Source organism: Pseudomonas sp. ADAK13 (assembly GCF_012935715.1).
Lineage (GTDB): Bacteria > Pseudomonadota > Gammaproteobacteria > Pseudomonadales > Pseudomonadaceae > Aquipseudomonas.
The window spans coordinates 5,555,778-5,573,242 of record NZ_CP052860.1; the positions used below are offsets into that span (position 1 = coordinate 5,555,778).

A 17,465-nucleotide genomic window follows, 5' to 3' on the forward strand; every position below is an offset into this window, starting at 1 on the left:
AAGGCGCGTATTTACGGGGTGGGTGCCGATTCAACTGTTGGCCCTGCAACAGCAAATCGACAAACCGCTGCAATCGGTGACAGCTCGGAGCAGGCTGCTTTTCGTCTGTTTCCGGGCTCGGAGGCCTGTCGCGCGGGCCTCTCACGGTCACTGGCACACTTGCTGCTCCACACCTCGTACATGCCAATCCGCGAGGTACAGTCCAATGAGTCAGCAAGCCGTCAAATTTGCCTACTGGGTGCCCAACGTCAGCGGAGGGCTGGTGGTCAGCAAGATCGAACAGCGCACCCATTGGGGCATCGACTACAACCGCAAGCTGGCGCAACTGGCCGAAGAAGCCGGCTTTGAATACGCCCTCACGCAGATTCGTTTCACTGCCGGTTACGGCGCCGAATACCAGCATGAGTCCGTCGCGTTCAGCCATGCGTTGCTGGCGGCCACCACCAAACTCAAGGTGATTGCGGCGATCCTGCCTGGGCCATGGCAACCGGCCCTGGCGGCCAAGCAATTGGCAACCATCGACCAACTCACCAATGGCCGCGTTGCGGTGAATATCGTCAGCGGCTGGTTCAAGGGCGAGTTCCAGGCCATCGGCGAACACTGGCTGGAGCACGACGAGCGTTATCGGCGTTCTGAGGAATTCATCCGCGCCCTGAAAGGCATCTGGACCCAGGACAATTTCACCTTCAAGGGCGACTTCTACCGCTTCAACAACTACAGCCTCAAACCGAAACCTCTGGGCGAACCGCACCCGGAAATCTTCCAGGGCGGCAGTTCGCGGGCGGCGCGGGACATGGCGGCGCGGGTATCGGATTGGTACTTCACCAATGGCAACACCCCGGAAGGCATCAAGGCCCAGGTCGATGATATTCGTGCCAAGGCGGCGGCCAACAATCACTCGGTGAAAGTCGGCGTCAATGCGTTTGTGATCGCCCGCGACACCGAGGAAGAAGCCCGCGCCGTGCTCGCGCAAATCATCGAGCAGGCCGACCCGGAAGCCGTGAATGCGTTTGGCGACGCGGCGAAACAGGCAGGCAAGGCTTCACCGGAAGGCGAGGGCAACTGGGCCAAGTCCACCTTTGAAGACCTGGTGCAATACAACGACGGCTTCAAGACCAACCTGATCGGCACCCCGCAACAGATCGCCGAGCGCATCGTCGCCTTGAAGGCCGTGGGCGTGGACCTGGTACTGGCCGGCTTCCTGCACTTCCAGGAAGAAGTCGAGTACTTCGGCCAGCGCGTGCTGCCGCTGGTGCGCGAACTGGAAGCCAAGGCCGGGATCAGGCAAGTCGCCTGAACACCACCACCGCCGCGCGCAATTTGCTGTTGCCGAAACGGCACATTCGCTCGAACTCCCCATGGCTGACCGGCAAATGCTGGCAGTCCATGGGGTGGCGATGCTGGCTGTGGTCGACGTCCGGGTCGTGCAGGTACACAAAGTCTTCGTCGCAGTCGGTGACGATCACCCAGTGGGGCGACTTGGAGCGGGTCAGTCGGTAGCTGCTGATCAGCACCAGCGGCTGCCCGCCGTCGCGCAGCACCTGGGGCAAATCCAGCGGGCCGCCGAGCACTTGCTCAACATCACTCAATGCCAACTCTTCCTCGAAGGCCTCATGCACCAGGCGCATGACGTCTTTTTTATGCTGGTCGCGAACACCATCGAGAAATAACGGCCCGCGCACATTCACCTGCATGCGCACCCGAAAGCCCCGGCGCCAGGCGGCCAGTGCCAGGCCTTGCGGGCTGCAACCGCCATGGCCAGCAGTCATGAATACGGTGGTTGCCTCGCGCCAGATCTGCAGTTCTTCGCGGCGCTGGGCCACACACGCAGGTTCCAGGGCGCCCATAGCCATCAGCAGGCTCGCGGCGCCACAGGTGAAGTCGGTGGTCTGCTGGTAATAGGGCACGCTCAAGGCCCGCGCGTCCTGGTGCTGGAGGATGCGTTTTTCCAGGCGCAGGGCAGGGGCGTGGTCTTCGTAATAGTCGTTGATCAAGGCAAAGCGCCGGTAGCCATTGCGCTCGTACAGGGCAATGGCGCCGGGGTTGTCGGTGCGCACCTCCAGGCGCAGGTAGGCGCAGTCATGTTCCACGGCGCATGCTTCAATGCGCGTCAGCAATTGCTTGCCCAACCCCAGGCCGCGTGAGGACTCGGCGATGGCGATGGAATACAGGCGCGCCAGGGAGGTGCCCCGGTGGAACAGCACCAGGGCGTAGCCGAGCAAATCGCCGCCGTTTTCTGCCACCAACAGGTGCCCGTGGGCGCGGCTGACCATCCACTGGAAGCTGCGGGTGGAGAGCCGGTCCGTGGTGAAACAGTGCTGTTCCAATGCCACCAATGCAGGCACGTCATCGGGTGTTGCAACGCGAAAGGAAAGAGCCATGTGACCGCCGTAAAAGTTGCGTAACGAAACGGGACTTCTCTAAAAGATCGTGCTTAATAGAAAAGGTCTAGTTCTCTAAAGCGGATCAATCAATATGTCAGCGGTACAAGGTCATTGGCGTGAAGTATCCGAGCAAACAGTGGCGGCGACAATAACTTCCAGCGGTTATTTTTCCAGCCCTCCCAAGAGTGCAAGTCAAGTCGTGATCATTGTCGAACGCAAGGAAGACTGGGCGTCGTACTTCCCCAGCGAAGACATCGTCACCGCCCAGGAATACCTTGAGCAAACCCGGGAAAACGAGACGGGCAAGCGGGTGCAGGTGATCAACCTGTGCCGCAGCTACAAGTACCTGGGCCACGGCTACTACTGCTCGCTGCTGGCCGAGGCGCGGGGGCACAAGGTGATTCCGTCGGTGCGCACCATCAGCGAACTGACCAGGAAATCCCTCTACGGCCTGGCCCTGGATGACCTGGATAAAACCCTCGATAAAGCCTTGAGTCATCATCTCTACAGCAACACCGAAGGCTTTACCCTGACACTTTATTTTGGCCGAACCAATATTGAACCCTTGCAGGATTTGGCCCGCCAGTTGTTTGAAGCGTTTCCCTGTCCGATCCTGTTAGTTGAGTTCCGCAAGAATAACGGCTGGCACATCGAAGGCATCAAGTCGGGCGTATTGCACAAGTTACGCGATGACCAGGAAGATCAATTTGCAAATGCGCTGGATAACTTCAGCCGCAAGATCTGGCGTCAACCGCGCTCCCGACGGTTGGCCCGCTATGACCTGGCAATCCTGCACGATCCGCAGGAACAATTGCCGCCGTCCAACGCCCGCGCCCTGGAAAATTTCGTACGGGTCGGCAAGGGGCTGGGCATCGATGTGGAACTGATCGAGCGCAAGGACTACGCCCGCCTGGCCGAATACGACGCCTTGCTGATCCGCGAGACCACCAGCGTTGACAACCACACCTACCGCTTCGCCAAAAAGGCCGAGAGCGAAGGGCTGGTAGTGATGGACGACCCGGCGTCGATCCTGCGCTGCACCAACAAGGTCTACCTCACCGACCTGCTTAAAAGCCACCAACTGGGCATGCCCGCCACGGAAATTCTCTACAAGGAGCGACCCGAAGATTTCGAACGGGTGGGCGAACGCCTTGGCTTCCCGCTGGTATTGAAGATCCCCGACGGGTGTTTCTCCCGCGGCGTAATCAAGGTCGAAAGCCAGCAAGCGCTGCTGACGGCCACCGCCGAACTGTTCGAGCATTCTGTGTTGTTGCTGGCCCAGGAATTTTTCTACACCGAGTACGACTGGCGCATCGGCGTTCTCAACCGCAAACCGATCTTTGCCTGCCAGTACTTCATGTCCAAGGGCCATTGGCAGATCTACAACCACAAGGCCATCGGCCAGGACATCAACGGCGAGTGCCGCACGCTGGCGGTCCACGAGGCGCCCAAGGCCGTGGTGGAACTGGCGGTCAAAACCGCCAACCTGATCGGCGACGGCCTGTACGGCGTGGACCTCAAGCAGTCCGGCGACAAAGTGGTGGTGATCGAGGTCAACGACAACCCCAACATGGACGCCGGCATCGAAGACGCCTACCTGCAAGACGATTTGTATTCCCTGGTACTGGAGGAGTTTGTGCGACGCCTGGAGCTGAAGCGTCAAGGCCAGGTGTGGTGACGCGCGATGATGCAGCGCTTTGAATTAGCCGATGGCAAGTTGTACAACAGCCTGGGGGATGACGCGAATGTACTGCTGTTCAGCAATCCGGACCCCCACGAGCGCAAGTACCTGCGCGACTGCTACAAGCTCGATGAACATGCCCTGGCCTCGGCGCTGGACCCGGACGAAGTGTCCCGCATCGAGTTCCACCCCGATAACCTGTTCCTGATCTGGAAGCGCCCGGAGAACTACTCCGGCGGCGGCAACCTGGTGTTTGAAGTGTCGTCCTGCGGCTTGCTGTTTTCCGGGGACCAACTGCTGGTGATCGCCACCGACGACAGCCAGCTTTCCGGGCTGGGGGCGCGCCGGCCATTGCGCACGCCGCTGGATGTGTTGCTGGACCTGCTGCTCAACAACATCCATCACTACCTGGGCCACCTCAAGGTGATCAAGATGGTCGCCAGGGAATTGCAGCAGCAGTTCAACGCGTCGATGAGCAACCGCCACCTGATGCAGATGTTCAACCTCAGCGAAAGCCTGATCTATTACATCAACGCCCTGCACAGCAACGGCGCGGTGCTGACGCGCCTGCGCAACCATGGGGAGAAGGAACATTTCAGCGCTGAAACACTGGGCCTGATCGATGACCTGATCATCGAGAACAACCAGTGCTACAAGCAGGCGGAGATTTACTCCAACGTGTTCTCCGGGCTGATCGATGCCCGGGGCAACCTGATGAACAACAGCATGAATAACCTGCTGCGCAAGCTGACGTTGATCAACGTGGTGTTCCTGCCGTTGAACCTGATCGCCAGCGTGGGCGGGATGTCGGAGTTCAGCATGATGACGGCGGGCACGCCGTGGTGGATTTCCTATCCGTTGTTTATGGCGGCGATGGGCTTGGGGGCGGGGCTGATGGTGTTGGGGTTGAAGCGGATTGCGGGGAATGGCGACAAGGCGGTGTGACTCTATTCGGGAAGTTATTTGTGGTGAGGGGGCTTGTCCCCCGTTGGGCTGCGCAGCAGCCCCGTAAATCGGGAGCGCTGCGCACTCCAACGGGGGACAAGCCCCCTCACCACAACGGCCCATCTGCCCAAGGTCAGGTGTCAGCCGAATTTTGCAACGTCAACACCTCAAACCCGTCCCGCGTCACCGCCACGGTATGTTCCCACTGCGCCGACAGACTGTTATCCCGCGTCACCACCGTCCAGCCATCCTTCAGGCTGCGCACCTTGGCGCTGCCCTGGTTGAGCATCGGCTCAATGGTAAACACCATGCCTTCGCGCAGTTCCATCCCGGTACCGGGGCGGCCGAAGTGCAGGATCTGCGGGTCTTCGTGCATCTCGCGGCCAATGCCGTGCCCGCAGTATTCGCGCACCACGCTGAAGCCGTTGCTCTGGGCATGGCTCTGGATGGCGTAGCCGATATCCCCCAGGCGTGCGCCGGGCTTGACCTGGCGGATGCCGGCCCACATGGCTTCAAAGGTCATTTCCACCAGGCGCCGGGCCTTGGGCGCGACGTTGCCAATCATGTACATCTTGCTGGAGTCGGCGATATAGCCGCCTTTCTCCAGGGTGATGTCGATGTTGACGATATCGCCGTCCTTGAGCACGTCCTTGGCACTCGGCATGCCGTGGCACACCACCTCGTTGATCGAGGTGTTGATGCAGAAGGGGTAGTCGTACTGGCCCAGACTCGCCGGCCGTGACTGCAGGTCGTTACGAATGAACGCTTCCACGGCGCTGTCGATCTCAAGCGTCGACTGGCCAGCGGCGACATAGCCATCGAGCAGGGTGAATACCTTGGCCAACAGGCGGCCGGCTTCGCGCATGAGCACGAGTTGGTCAGCGGTCTTGATCATTGGCTGCGCCCCCGGATGAGGTCTGGCTTGTCCAGCAGCAGTTTGTTGATCAGGTCGTTATAGGCCAGGTGCGGATTGAGTTCCGCAAGCAGGCCGATCTTGATCCAGAACTCGGCCTGGGCGTTGATGGAACGGTCCATGGTGGCGCTGGCCAGGCGGAGTTGTTCGTGCAATTGGTCGGTGATCTTGACGATGCCCATGAGCTTCACTGTGCAGAGTGGATATACAAAGCGTATACGTTTCGTATGCTTAGAGTAAAGCCTGACGTTTCGCCATTGACTTGCCCGGTGGCCCCGGTTAATTTTGATTCATGACATTTCAAACCTTTCGTTGCCAGCCAAGCATTATTACCGCCATTCCTCATTTGGCGGGATAGCGCACGGCTGTACCCAAACCCGCCCTAGAGGCGGGTTTTGTTTTTCCGTCTCCAGGGCCCTGTAAACACCCAGGAGACATCCATGAGTACCCGCCCGGCGCGCCACACCCACGATTCGGGGCTGCTTGAGCACTACGTGAAGAAGATCCTCGCTGCCCCGGTCTACGACCTGGCGGTGCGCACGCCGTTGCAGGCGGCGCCAGCGCTGTCGGCGCTGCTGGGCAATCAGATCCTGCTCAAGCGTGAGGACCTGCAACCGACCTTTTCCTTCAAGATTCGCGGCGCCTACAACAAGCTGGTGCAGCTCAGCGCCGAGCAGAAAGCCCGGGGCGTGGTCACCGCCTCGGCAGGCAATCATGCCCAGGGCGTCGCGCTGGCCGCTCGGGAACTGGGGATCAAGGCGACCATCGTCATGCCGTGCAGCACCCCGGAGCTGAAAGTACTGGGTGTGCGTTCCCGAGGCGGCGAGGCGGTGTTGCACGGGGAAAGTTTTCCCTTTGCATTGGCCCATGCGTTGCAGTTGGCTGAGGCCACGGGCAGCACCTTTGTCTCGCCATTTGACGACCCGGAGGTGATTGCCGGGCAGGGCACCGTGGCCATGGAAATATTGCGCCAGCAGCAGGGCGCGCTGGACGCGATCTTTGTTCCGGTGGGCGGTGGCGGCCTGATCGCGGGCATCGCCGCCTACGTCAAATACCTGCGCCCGGAAGTGCGCATCATCGGTGTCGAGCCCGAAGGCTCCAGTTGCCTGCTGGCGGCCTTGCGTGCCGGCGAGCGTGTGGTGTTGCCGAGTGTCGACAGCTTTGCCGATGGCACCGCCGTCGCCCAGATCGGCGCCTACGGTTTTGAAATCTGTCGGCACCACGTTGATGAGGTGATCACCGTCAGCAATGACGAACTGTGCAGCGCCATCAAGCTGATCTACGACGATACCCGCTCGATCACCGAGCCTTCCGGCGCGCTGGCCGTGGCCGGTATCTGCAAGCATGTCGCGAAGACCGGTATCCAGGGCCAAACATGGGTGGCGATCAATTCGGGAGCCAATATCAACTTCGATAGTTTGCGACATGTTGCAGAACGAGTGGCGGCGCAGGAGGGTTAAACGTTTAACCTAACGAATGTTTAATTGAGTGCTGGTCACTCGTTTGGATAGCCCTTTAAAAGGCGGGCAAAAGTGCGGTGCAGGCACTTATAAATCGCAGCCTTTCAATTTGCATGAAGCCCAATGGAGCTTCTTGCAGGATGCATGAAACCGCGGGATGTTTTTTATCCGCAAGCCTTGATTTTGCTGGGACGCCACCGGGTGCGCCCGGCGGCATGTTTAATGCTTAATTTAATGCTTAATAAGATCTTGTTACAACTCTAAATGAGCAACAAGCACGGCCGCCAACACCTCGAACGAATGGGTTAATGGCGGTCTGCCACGTAACTTATATAAGTAACGCTGTCGCTTATGAGGAAAGGATCCAACGCGTTTCGAACGAGCCTAGTAGGCTGGGTAAGTGAAGCCGCCTTCCAGGGCTGGTAAGGCGCAAAAGGCGAACGTGTCACCGCGGACGCCGGCAGTAGGAATATTGATAACAATCGATTGGCAATCTCATAAAAGGAGAGGTCGGCCATGCTTTCGGATCTGGAACTACGCGGCATTATTGAAGGAAGTTTCCTGCCTAAACGTTGTGAAGTCACCAAGGCCTCAGACGCCTCGCTGACGGTCAAGGTTTATCACGAGATCGACCATGACCGGGTAGACCTGGTGGTCACCGGCATTTGCGCCAACAAGCTCGACAGCAGTCGGGCGATCTGCAACTTGATTACCGAGTTGCGCGAAGACCTCAAGCACACCCATACCCCGGCACTCAAGAGAGCCGGAGCGCGTCCCTTCTATTAAATAAACGCAAGGCCGAGTTTCAGTCAGTGAAGACTTGCGGGCCTGGATAAACGCCAGGCCCACTATTGGCTGCCTCTGGATCAGTTCTGGAAGTCACAGGCTTCCGACATTTTGCGATAGCTCACGTCCTGGACTTTCCCGGCACTGTCCAGGTACTTGATATCAGCGTTGATCACTTTGCAGACATTGGTATCGGTTTCGTGCATGGCAAGTACCTTCTGCACATCCATCTTCTCGCCGTAGTGATAGGGCGTGATGACAGGGGCTGTATCAGCCTGCGCCATCCCTGTTACAGCTGTCAGGGCAAAGGCGCCACCGAGCATTAACGTACGCAGTTTCATGGTGTTTCTCCGCAAGTCGTTCGCGGGCCTATCAACGTGATAAGCCGCGGCCGCCCTGGGCAACGGCCGGAGCCGTGCGAGTGCGGTCGATTCAACTCTCGTCCCGGCGGATTAACCATGGATTAATTGAGGCTTTACTGACAAAAGCTTCATCTTCTATGCGTTAGCCATGTCGCTCCATTAACCGGAAAAGTCTGATACGAGCCGGTTAATCCCTCTTGCTACCGTCGCCACCGGGTCCATCAATCGGATGGCGTTGGCATCAGGTGGAGTAGGGTTTGCAAAAGAAAATCGCAGCAGAGTTTTTGGGTACGTTCTGGCTGACGTTCGGTGGCTGTGGCAGCGCGATACTCGCCGCGGCGTTTCCGGAGTTGGGTATTGGTTTTGCCGGTGTGGCCCTGGCCTTTGGCCTTACGGTGCTGACCATGGCATACGCGGTGGGCGGCATTTCGGGCGCGCACTTCAACCCGGCGGTGACCATCGGCCTGTGGGTCGGCCGCCGCGTGCCGGGCGTCGATGTGGTGCCGTACATCATTGCCCAGGTCGCGGGCGCAATTGTCGCTGCCGCCGTGTTGGCGCTGATTGCCAGCGGTCGGCCAGGCTTCGAAATGGGCGCTTTCGCCGCCAACGGTTATGGCCAGTTGAGCCCGGGGCAATACAGCTTGCTGGCTGCGCTGGTGGTTGAGGCAGTGGCGACGTTCTTTTTTGTGTTCATCATCATGCGCGTCACCGGTCCCGGTTCGGCTGCGGGGTTTGCGCCGATTGCGATTGGCCTGACCCTGACCCTGATCCACCTGGTGGCCATTCCTGTGACCAACACCTCGGTCAACCCGGCACGCAGCACCGGGCCGGCGTTGTTTGCCGGGGGCGAGTACGTCATGCAGTTGTGGATGTTCTGGGTCGCTCCTATCGTCGGGGCTGTGGTGGGTGCCATCGTCGCCCGGGCAGTGACCTGCCCGAAAGAGTCCGCCCCTACCAACTGACCCGCACCCCGGCATTGCCGCTGACGCCTTCAAACGCATTGCTGTCCAGTTGGGTGTTGTAGTCCGCCGCCAGGTACACGCTGACGGTGGACGACAACTTGGCGACAACCCCTACGCCCAGGTCGGCAGTGGATGACTTGTGATCGGTTTTAATCCGATCGACATCGTCGTAGGTCACCGTGTCGCTGCCGCCAAAGGTGCGCCAGGCGTTGACTCGCACATACGGCTCGATGGGAGTGTTCTGCACCAGGTAACGCCCCTTCAGGCGTGCACCCAGGCGGCCGGTCCAGTAGTCCTGGGAGTCGAATGAGACCTTGGAAATGCCGTCGTGCTGGCTGTCCATATCTATGTGTTGGTTGATCACCTGCACCTGCGGTTCCACCACCCAGTGATCGGACACGGCAATGGGATAACCGGCCTCGGCCGACAACGCCAGTGCATGGCCCTTGTTGTCGATCTTCACGTCACGCTCGGATTTGCTGTCACCGTCAAAGCGCGTGCCCATGGCGACCAGATCCACGTACCAGCCTTTGGGGTCTGTCAGAGTCCAGTAGGCACCGAAGTTATCGCCATCCAGCTTCACTCGTCCGGAGCGGGTGTCTTCAAACCCCATCGCGAAGCCTTTGATGTCACCTTGCAGGCGGCTTTGGCCGATGAACAGGCCGAAGCGTTGAGTCTGGCCGCCGCTGGTCTCGGAGCCGTAGAGGTCATGGCCCACCTGATAGCCTTTGATGGAACCGTCGAAACTCGGCGACACCGTGCCGGTCCAGCTTTTGTTGAAGTCACTGCCATAGGCGCGGCCCCAGCCTGCGGGTACGGCTCCGGTCTCGCCGAGCAGGCTCTGTTCGCCCTGGCGGTCATGGAAGGTGCCCAGGGCTTGCAGCGTCATTAATTGAGCGGCCGGGACGACGACCGAGTACACCGGCACTTCGAGGCGATACAGCGGGATCGCCTCGGCGCCAGCGATGGCGGTTGGCAACACCGGATTGCTCGCCGCCGACTCGGGCGAGTTGGCCGCCGCGACCTGGCTGGGCGGCGGAGCAGGGGGCTCGACCGGTGCGACGGGCTGTGATGTCGGCGGTTCGACTGGTGGTTCATCCGGGGTAACCACCGGCGGCACGGGCGGGATGGGAGGCACCGGCACCACCACCGGAGGCGTCGGCGGTACCGGGGGAACCGCTGGTGGTTGCACGGCGACCACTGACGAGCGCAGGTACCAGTTGTTTTCCGTGCCTGCGGTGACGCCACCCTTGAACAGCAGGTATTCATAGGCCCCGGCCGACACCGAGCCTTTCAGGGCAAAGGCGTCGGTGCTGCTGGTGGCGCCGTTGAGGGCCTGCACCACCTCGATCCCGTTGTTTTGCGTGAGGCCGCCCAGGCCTCCCAGGTTGCTCACGGTCATTTGCGTATGGCCGCTGATGGTCCCGTCAGACACCACCAGCTTGTCGCTGGCGGAGCTGTCGTCACCGAGCACCGACTGCAGCCACAGCTGGCCATTGTTGCCGACGTAATTGCCATACACCGTCAACGTATCCGTGGCGCTGTTGCTGCGGCTGGTCATGTCGAGGGTGCCAGCGTTATTGAGGGTCGCCAGCGCGCCTGCGGTGTAGGGGCGGATACTGCCTTGGGTCACGCCCAGCGTGCTGCTGCCGTCAATATTGAACGTGCCGGTATTGCTGGCACTGTCGCCGAGGAAAAAGTCCCCGGCGAGGTCAAACCGCGAGTTGTTGTTGAGGTTCACCGTCTCCCAACCGATATAACGCGCGGCGGTGCTGGACGTGGTGTTGTCGAAGGTCAACTGGTCGTTGCCCAGGCCGCCGTCAATCGAGGGCGTGGTGCCGAGCAGGGTTTCGTTGAGCCCACTGAGCAGGGCGGTGTCGTTGCCATCGCCCATCAACACGGCCGATTTGATCTGGCCGCCATTGACCCAATTGAAGGTGTCATTGCCGACACTGGCGCGGATCTCGCCATTGATCACGCCGCCACTCACGCTAATGCTGTCATCACCGCCGCTGGTGCTGATATTGCCGCCAATGGAACCGCCGGAAACGATGATGGTGTCGGTGCCGAAACCGGTCACCAGGTTGCCGAGGATCGCCCCGCCGGACATGTCATAAATGTTGTTGTCCAGCTTCATGTCGACCCGGCCGATGGTGCCACCGGTCTGTTGCGCGACGTCGCCGTCTTCAAACGCGCCGACGATGGTGCCGCCGCTCATGAAAAAGGTGTCACGGCCATCGCCCTGGGCAAGGGACTGGATCTGCCCGCCACTCATCACGAAATCGTCGATGCCGGCGCCTTGCTGGACCGCGCCGGTAATCAGCCCCGAGCGGATTTGCACCGCGTCCCGGCCTGCGCCAAAGGTGACGCCGCCATTGATGGTGCCGGAGCCGCCTGCCGGAAGAATCAGGGTGTTGTTGCCCAGCAGGTCGGTGAGGCCGGCGCTGCTGCCGCTGTCGCAGGTATAGGTGTCGTTGCCCGGGCCCGGGGTGAGCACGCAAGCCGCGTGGGATTGTTGGGGCGTGATGTAATGCAGTGAGAGGATGCCGACAGTCAAAACGGCGCGATTGCGAAAGGTCCGTCTATTGCCCATGGATCTGTCCTGCTTTTGTTATAAAAACTGCACGTGCCTTTCGGTCTAGTACAGTTTTTGACACAGTGCAGGTTTTTTGGACCGGTGGCAGCAGGGCTGAAAGCCACGTAATACGTGGCTTTCATGATGGCACATTGGTTTTTGCGGGACGCTTTTCAGTCCAGCTGATGACGGTAGGGCAAGTCCGGGCCGGTCTTGCTGCAGGTCAGCGCCGCCGCGCGGATGGCAAAGGTGAGCATGCCGCTGATCTGCTCGCGGGACAGCTGTTGCAGGCCCTCGACGGAGTCCAGTTGGTGTTCCGTGAGCCAGGCAATCAAGGCGGCCTGGAAAGTGTCCCCGGCCCCTACGGTATCGGCCATCACCACCTTGACGGCGGGCGCGGACCAACTGCCATGCTGACGGCTGAACACGGTTGCGCCGTCGCCGCCACGGGTCAGGAAGACCAACTGGCAACGGTGCTGCAACCAGCCTTGCAGAATGCTTTCCGGTGCCTGGCCAGGGTAGAGCAGGTGCAGGTCTTCGTCGCTGACCTTGATCAGGTCGGCGTGCTTGACCAACTCGGCCACCCGCTCGCGCCACAGCTCAATGTTCGGCTGCGGGTTAAGGCGCACGTTGGGGTCGAGGCTGATCAGGCGCTTGCCACTTTCCCGGCGGACCAGGGCCAGCAAGGTGTCGCCAATCGGCTGCACCACCAGTGAGAACGATCCGATGTGCACGCCACGCACCTCGTCGCCCAGAACCGGCAGGTGTTCAAGTTGCAGCTGGCGGTCGGCGCAATCCTCACCGCGAAAGCTGTACTGGGGTGAGCCATTGGCCCCCACGGCGACCATTGCCAGGGTGGTGGGTGCGGCGAACTCCAGCAGGAAATCCTCGCGCACGCCTTCGTCCTTGAGCACCTGCAACAGGCGTCGGCCCAGGTAGTCGTCGGAGATACCGGCGAAAAAGCCCGCATCGATGCCCAGGCGACGCAAACCGACGGCAACGTTGAACGGCGAGCCGCCAGCGATTGCCTTGTAATTGACCCTCGACGCCTTGCCGCTGGCATCGTCCTCGCTGAAAAAATCAAACAGCGCTTCGCCACATACCAAATACATATTCGTTCGCTCTTAAAGGGATGCCACGTGCTGTTGATAACGCTCATAAGCTTGCTGGTAGGCGCTGACGCTGCCGGCATCCGGCAGCGTACGGCTGGCCGCGTCGACGCTGACGCAGCGCTCGCACAATTGCGCCAGGCCCTCACCCGACTGGCACCACGCCGCCTGGATCGCCGCGCCCAGGGCAGCGGCTTCGCTCTGTTCGGTGCAGATGACTTCGGTGTTCATGATATCGGCAACCATCTGGCGCCACACCGGGCTTTTCGAGCCGCCGCCGATCAGCCGGATGCTCTGGCTTTGCAGGCCGGTCTGGCGCAGCAGGTCCAGGCCGTAGCGCAGGCCGAAGGTGGTGCCTTCGACCACCGCGCGGCACAGGTTGGCGCGGGTCAGGTTGGTCATGGTCAGACCGTGCAGGCTGCCGGTGGCGTGGGGCAGGGCGGGCACCCGTTCGCCGTTGAGGAACGGCAGCATGCTCACGCCGTCGGCGCCAATCGGGGCCTCGGCCACCAGGGCGTTGAAAGCCGCCAGGTCGAGGTCGAACAGTTCGCGGATGACCCCGGTGGCATTGGTCAGGTTCATGGTGCAGATCAATGGCAGCCAGCCGCCGCTGGACGAGCAGAACGTCGCCACCGACGCCTGGGGGCTTACGTTGGCCCGATCGGCAAAGGCATACACGGTGCCGGATGAACCCAGGCTCATGGTGATCACGCCGGGGGCGATATTGCCGGTGCCGATAGCGCCCATCATGTTGTCGCCGCCACCACTGGACACCTGCGCATTCGGGTTGATGCCCAGGCGCTCGGCGATGGCTGGCAGGATGATGCCCACTGGCTGGTTGGCCTCGACCAACTCGGGCAGCGCGGCTTCAAGGCGCCCTTCGGGGTCGATGTGGTGCAACAGCGCCAGGTCCCATTCCCGGGTGCGCACGTTGAAATAACCGGTGCCCGAGGCATCGCCGTACTCGGCGCAGGCGCGGCCGGTGAGCCAGTAGTTGAGGTAATCGTGGGGCAGCAGGACATGGGCGATGCGCGCGAAAATCTCCGGGTGCTGTTCGCGGGTCCACAACAGCTTGGACACGGTATAGCCGGGTGCGATGGCCACGCCGAGGCGCTCCAGGGAGCCGCTTTCGCCGCCCAGATGCTGCAGCAGGCGATCGTTTTCCGGCGCGGTTTCGGTGTCGCACCACAGCTTGGCCGGGCGCAGTACCTGGCCCTGGTCATCCAGCAGCACCAGGCCGTGTTGCTGGCCGGAGACGCCGATGGCGAGGATGTCCTGGCCGTCCACACCGGCCTGTTGCAAGGCGCGGTGGGTGGCTTCGGTGAACGCGTCCAACCATTCCTGGGTGTGCTGTTCGCGGCGCCCGTTGGCGCCGCTGATCAGGGTGTGGCTGGCAGCGCCCAGGCCCAGGACTTTGCCGCTGGCGGCGTCGAGGACGATCGCCTTGGTGCCCTGGGTGCCGCAGTCGATGCCGAGGTAGAGGTTTTGCTGGGTCATGATCGTCGCTCAGCAGTGTTGTTTTTGGAGTGAGAATGCGATCAACGTGGGAGCTGGCTTGCCTGCGATGGCGGTCCTTCAGCCAGCAACCATGTAGCTGATACACCGTTATCGCAGGCAAGCCAGCTCCCACATTTTGATTCGGTTCCGTCAGTGGATATTGGCGAGCAGCCGCTCCAGCGTTTTGCTCACACCCACATCCTGCAGGCTCTCGAAACACCGCTCAAACGCTGCCACAAACGCAGGTGAGTTGGGAATAGTCGTACCAAAAATCTCTTCCACCCCCAGCAGTCGCTGGCTGATCAGCGCATCATCCGTCACCAGCCCCTGGCAAAAGTCGGCACGGGGATCCGGAATCCGGTAGATCACGCCATTCTCATCCACGCCTTTCAAGTACAACGCCCACGCCGCCACCACCAGCGCGGCGCGCTCGGTCTCGCGGCCATCGGCAATCAGGCGGTTGATGGTGGGTACGGTGAACTTGGGAAACTTCGAGGACCCATCGGAACACACGCGCTCCAGCTGGTCTGCAATCGCCTGGTTGGAGAAGCGGTCCACCAGAGTCTGCTTGTACTCGGTCAGGTCGATGCCCGGCACCGGCGCCAGGTTCGGCGTGACGTCCAGGTCCATGTAGGCGCGCATATACGCCACGAACAGCGGATCGTTCATGGTCTCGTGGACGAAGCGATAGCCCTTCAGAAAGCCCAGGTACGTCAGCGCCAGGTGGCTGCCGTTGAGCAGGCCGATCTTCATTTCTTCGTACGGTGTGACGTCATCGGTGAATTGCACGCCCACCGTCTCCCACGCCGGGCGACCGTTGACGAACTTGTCTTCCAGCACCCATTGCACGAACGGTTCGCAGACCACCGGCCAGGCGTCGTCGATGCCGTGCTCATCGTGCAGTTGCAGGCGGTGCGCGGTGCTGGTCATCGGCGTGATGCGGTCGACCATGGCATTCGGGAAGCTCACGTTGGCCTTGATCCACTCATGCAGGTCAGGGTTATGCAGCGCGGCAAAGGCCAGCAAGGCTTTGCGGGTGACGGCGCCGTTGTGGGGCAGGTTATCGCAGGACATTACGGTAAAGGCCGCAACCCCGGCGGCACGGCGCTGGGTCAACGCGGCGCAGATAAACCCGAACACGGTTTTCGGCGAGCCCGGGTTGGCCAGGTCGTGCTGGATCTGCGGCAGGTTGGCCATGAACTCGCCGTTGCTGTCGTCGATGCAGTAGCCGCCTTCGGTGATGGTCAGCGAGACGATGCGGATTTCCGGGCTGGCCAGTTTGTCGATCAGCGCCTGGGCACCGTCTTCGGCCAGCAGCATGTCGCTGATGGAGCCGATAACCCGCACTTCGGTGTCGTCGGTGTCGCCCAGTTCATACAGGGTGAACAGATAGTCCTGGCCGGCCAGGTCATCCCGGGCCTTGCGGTCTTCGGCACGCAGGCCGACCCCGCAAATGCTCCAGTCCAGGCCGGTGCCGGTGTTCATCAGTGCATCGGTGTAATACGCCTGGTGGGCGCGGTGGAACCCACCCACGCCAATGTGCGCGATGCCCTGGCGGGTATCGGCGATCGCATAGGTTGGCAACTGCACTTCAGGGGCCAGTTGCGTGAGGTTTTGCTTGTTCAGTTTCATGGGTAAGTCTCGCGAAATCAGGCGGCGGCGCGCAGGGGGCGGGCCACGGCAACGCCGTCAGCGTCGAACAGATGGCATTGGGTCGGGTCCAGGTACAGCTGCAGGGTTTCGCCGTATTGGCTGGCCATGTCGCCCCGGATACGCAGGGTCAGCGGCTCTTTGCTGGCGGTGATGACGTGGCAGAAGGTGTCGCTGCCCAGGCGCTCGCCGACGTCGGCGGTGACGGTCAGGGTGGCTTGCCCCGGCGAGGCGATTTCCAGGTGCTCCGGGCGAATGCCCAGGGTCACCGCACTGCCGACACTCAAGGTCGCGCTGCTCAGGGGCAGGCTGATGCGCCCACCGGCATCCAGTTCGACTTCGCAACCCTGCGCGTCAACGCGGGTGACCTTGCCTTTGAGGAAACCCATTTTCGGTGTACCCAGAAAGCCTGCGACAAACAGGTTGGCCGGCTGGTGATACAGCTCCAGCGGCGAGCCCACCTGTTCCACGCGGCCGCTGTTCAGCACGACCACCTTGTCGGCCAGGGTCATGGCTTCGACCTGGTCGTGGGTCACGTAGATCATGGTGGCTTGCAGCTCTTTGTGCAGGCGCGACAGCTCCAGGCGCATTTGCACGCGCAGGGCGGCATCGAGGTTGGACAGCGGCTCGTCGAAAAGGAAGATCTTCGGGTTGCGCACAATCGCGCGGCCAATGGCGACACGCTGGCGCTGGCCGCCGGACAACTGCTTGGGCTTGCGCTCCAGCAACGGGCCCAGCTCCAGGATGCGCGCCGCTTCGTTGACCTTGCTCTCGACAATCTTCTTGTCGACGCCTGCCAGGTCCAGGGCAAACGACATGTTCTTGCGCACGCTCATATGCGGGTACAGGGCGTAGGTCTGGAACACCATCGCCAGGTCGCGCTTGGCCGGGGTGACTTCGGTGATGTCGCGGCCATCCAGCTCGATGGTGCCTTCGGTGACTTCTTCCAGGCCCGCAATCAAGCGCAGCAGGGTCGATTTGCCGCAGCCCGACGGGCCGACGAACACCACGAATTCCTTGTCGTTCACCTCAAGGTCGATGCCCTTGATGATGGAGAAACCTTCGAAGCCTTTTTGCAGATTCTTGATTTTCAGGTTGGCCATGATGGGCCTCCGCTTCTAAATTCGTTGTTGTTTGAAGG

At 61.1% G+C, this 17,465-nt stretch carries 15 protein-coding genes; 6 read left to right on the top strand and 9 right to left on the bottom strand.

Going from position 1 to position 17,465, the window contains the following annotated elements:
• The first annotated feature begins 205 nt into the window (after nt 1–205).
• On the top strand, nt 206–1,297 hold the full coding sequence (gene sfnG / locus HKK54_RS25695) for a dimethylsulfone monooxygenase SfnG (protein WP_010169645.1): 1,092 nt from the start codon (nt 206–208) through the stop codon (nt 1,295–1,297).
• Here the strand turns inward: sfnG and HKK54_RS25700 are convergent.
• Nucleotides 1,281–2,381 carry a GNAT family N-acetyltransferase/peptidase C39 family protein gene (locus HKK54_RS25700; RefSeq protein ID WP_169388267.1) on the bottom strand — a complete coding sequence of 367 codons (1,101 nt, stop codon included), beginning with the start codon at nt 2,379–2,381 and terminating at the stop codon, nt 1,281–1,283. The two genes, sfnG and HKK54_RS25700, sit on opposite strands and share 17 nt — an antisense overlap.
• A 94-nt stretch (nt 2,382–2,475) precedes the next feature.
• Between HKK54_RS25700 and HKK54_RS25705 the strand changes: the two genes are divergently transcribed.
• Nucleotides 2,476–4,062, top strand: coding sequence for a RimK family protein (locus tag HKK54_RS25705; RefSeq protein ID WP_010169643.1), 1,587 nt, complete (start codon nt 2,476–2,478; stop codon nt 4,060–4,062).
• Between the two features lie 6 nt (nt 4,063–4,068).
• On the top strand, nt 4,069–5,010 hold the full coding sequence (locus HKK54_RS25710; protein WP_010169642.1) for a magnesium transporter CorA family protein: 942 nt from the start codon (nt 4,069–4,071) through the stop codon (nt 5,008–5,010).
• Nucleotides 5,011–5,143: 133 nt separating this feature from the next.
• Here the strand turns inward: HKK54_RS25710 and map are convergent, their stop codons facing one another.
• Together map and HKK54_RS25720 are read right to left on the bottom strand one after the other, a co-directional pair.
• On the bottom strand, nt 5,144–5,905 hold the full coding sequence (gene map, locus HKK54_RS25715; protein ID WP_169388269.1) for a type I methionyl aminopeptidase: 762 nt from the start codon (nt 5,903–5,905) through the stop codon (nt 5,144–5,146).
• Nucleotides 5,902–6,105, bottom strand: a complete 204-nt coding sequence (locus HKK54_RS25720; protein WP_010169638.1) for a ParD-like family protein — start codon at nt 6,103–6,105, stop codon at nt 5,902–5,904. Before HKK54_RS25720 ends, map begins: the two co-directional genes overlap by 4 nt.
• A 258-nt stretch (nt 6,106–6,363) precedes the next feature.
• Between HKK54_RS25720 and ilvA the strand changes: the two genes are divergently transcribed.
• Nucleotides 6,364–7,383, top strand: a complete 1,020-nt coding sequence (gene ilvA, locus HKK54_RS25725; protein WP_169388270.1) for a threonine ammonia-lyase, biosynthetic — start codon at nt 6,364–6,366, stop codon at nt 7,381–7,383.
• 516 nt (nt 7,384–7,899) lie between these two features.
• Complete coding sequence (locus tag HKK54_RS25730; protein WP_010169634.1) at nt 7,900–8,169, top strand: DUF1652 domain-containing protein; 270 nt, start codon at nt 7,900–7,902, stop codon at nt 8,167–8,169.
• 80 nt (nt 8,170–8,249) lie between these two features.
• Here the strand turns inward: HKK54_RS25730 and HKK54_RS25735 are convergent, their stop codons facing one another.
• Nucleotides 8,250–8,510, bottom strand: a complete 261-nt coding sequence (locus HKK54_RS25735) for a DUF2790 domain-containing protein (RefSeq protein ID WP_010169633.1) — start codon at nt 8,508–8,510, stop codon at nt 8,250–8,252.
• A 278-nt stretch (nt 8,511–8,788) separates the two neighbouring features.
• On the opposite strand from HKK54_RS25735, the gene aqpZ reads away from it, so the two are divergent.
• The gene (gene aqpZ / locus HKK54_RS25740; protein ID WP_169388271.1) at nt 8,789–9,493 is read left to right on the top strand and encodes an aquaporin Z; all 705 of its coding nucleotides are present in this window, start codon (nt 8,789–8,791) and stop codon (nt 9,491–9,493) included.
• Here the strand turns inward: aqpZ and HKK54_RS25745 are convergent.
• The 5 genes from HKK54_RS25745 to HKK54_RS25765 form a co-directional block, all read right to left on the bottom strand.
• Nucleotides 9,483–12,086, bottom strand: coding sequence for an autotransporter family protein (locus tag HKK54_RS25745; RefSeq protein WP_169388272.1), 2,604 nt, complete (start codon nt 12,084–12,086; stop codon nt 9,483–9,485). The two genes, aqpZ and HKK54_RS25745, sit on opposite strands and share 11 nt — an antisense overlap.
• A gap of 155 nt (nt 12,087–12,241) precedes the next feature.
• Nucleotides 12,242–13,180, bottom strand: coding sequence for a carbohydrate kinase family protein (locus tag HKK54_RS25750; protein ID WP_169388273.1), 939 nt, complete (start codon nt 13,178–13,180; stop codon nt 12,242–12,244).
• Nucleotides 13,181–13,192: 12 nt separating this feature from the next.
• Nucleotides 13,193–14,674: a xylulokinase gene (gene xylB, locus HKK54_RS25755; RefSeq protein WP_169388274.1), complete on the bottom strand. Its 1,482-nt coding sequence runs from the start codon at nt 14,672–14,674 to the stop codon at nt 13,193–13,195.
• A 150-nt stretch (nt 14,675–14,824) separates the two neighbouring features.
• Nucleotides 14,825–16,306, bottom strand: a complete 1,482-nt coding sequence (locus tag HKK54_RS25760; protein WP_169388275.1) for a mannitol dehydrogenase family protein — start codon at nt 16,304–16,306, stop codon at nt 14,825–14,827.
• A 17-nt stretch (nt 16,307–16,323) separates the two neighbouring features.
• The gene (locus HKK54_RS25765) at nt 16,324–17,427 is read right to left on the bottom strand and encodes an ABC transporter ATP-binding protein (protein ID WP_010169614.1); all 1,104 of its coding nucleotides are present in this window, start codon (nt 17,425–17,427) and stop codon (nt 16,324–16,326) included.
• Between the last annotated feature and the right edge of the window lie 38 nt (nt 17,428–17,465).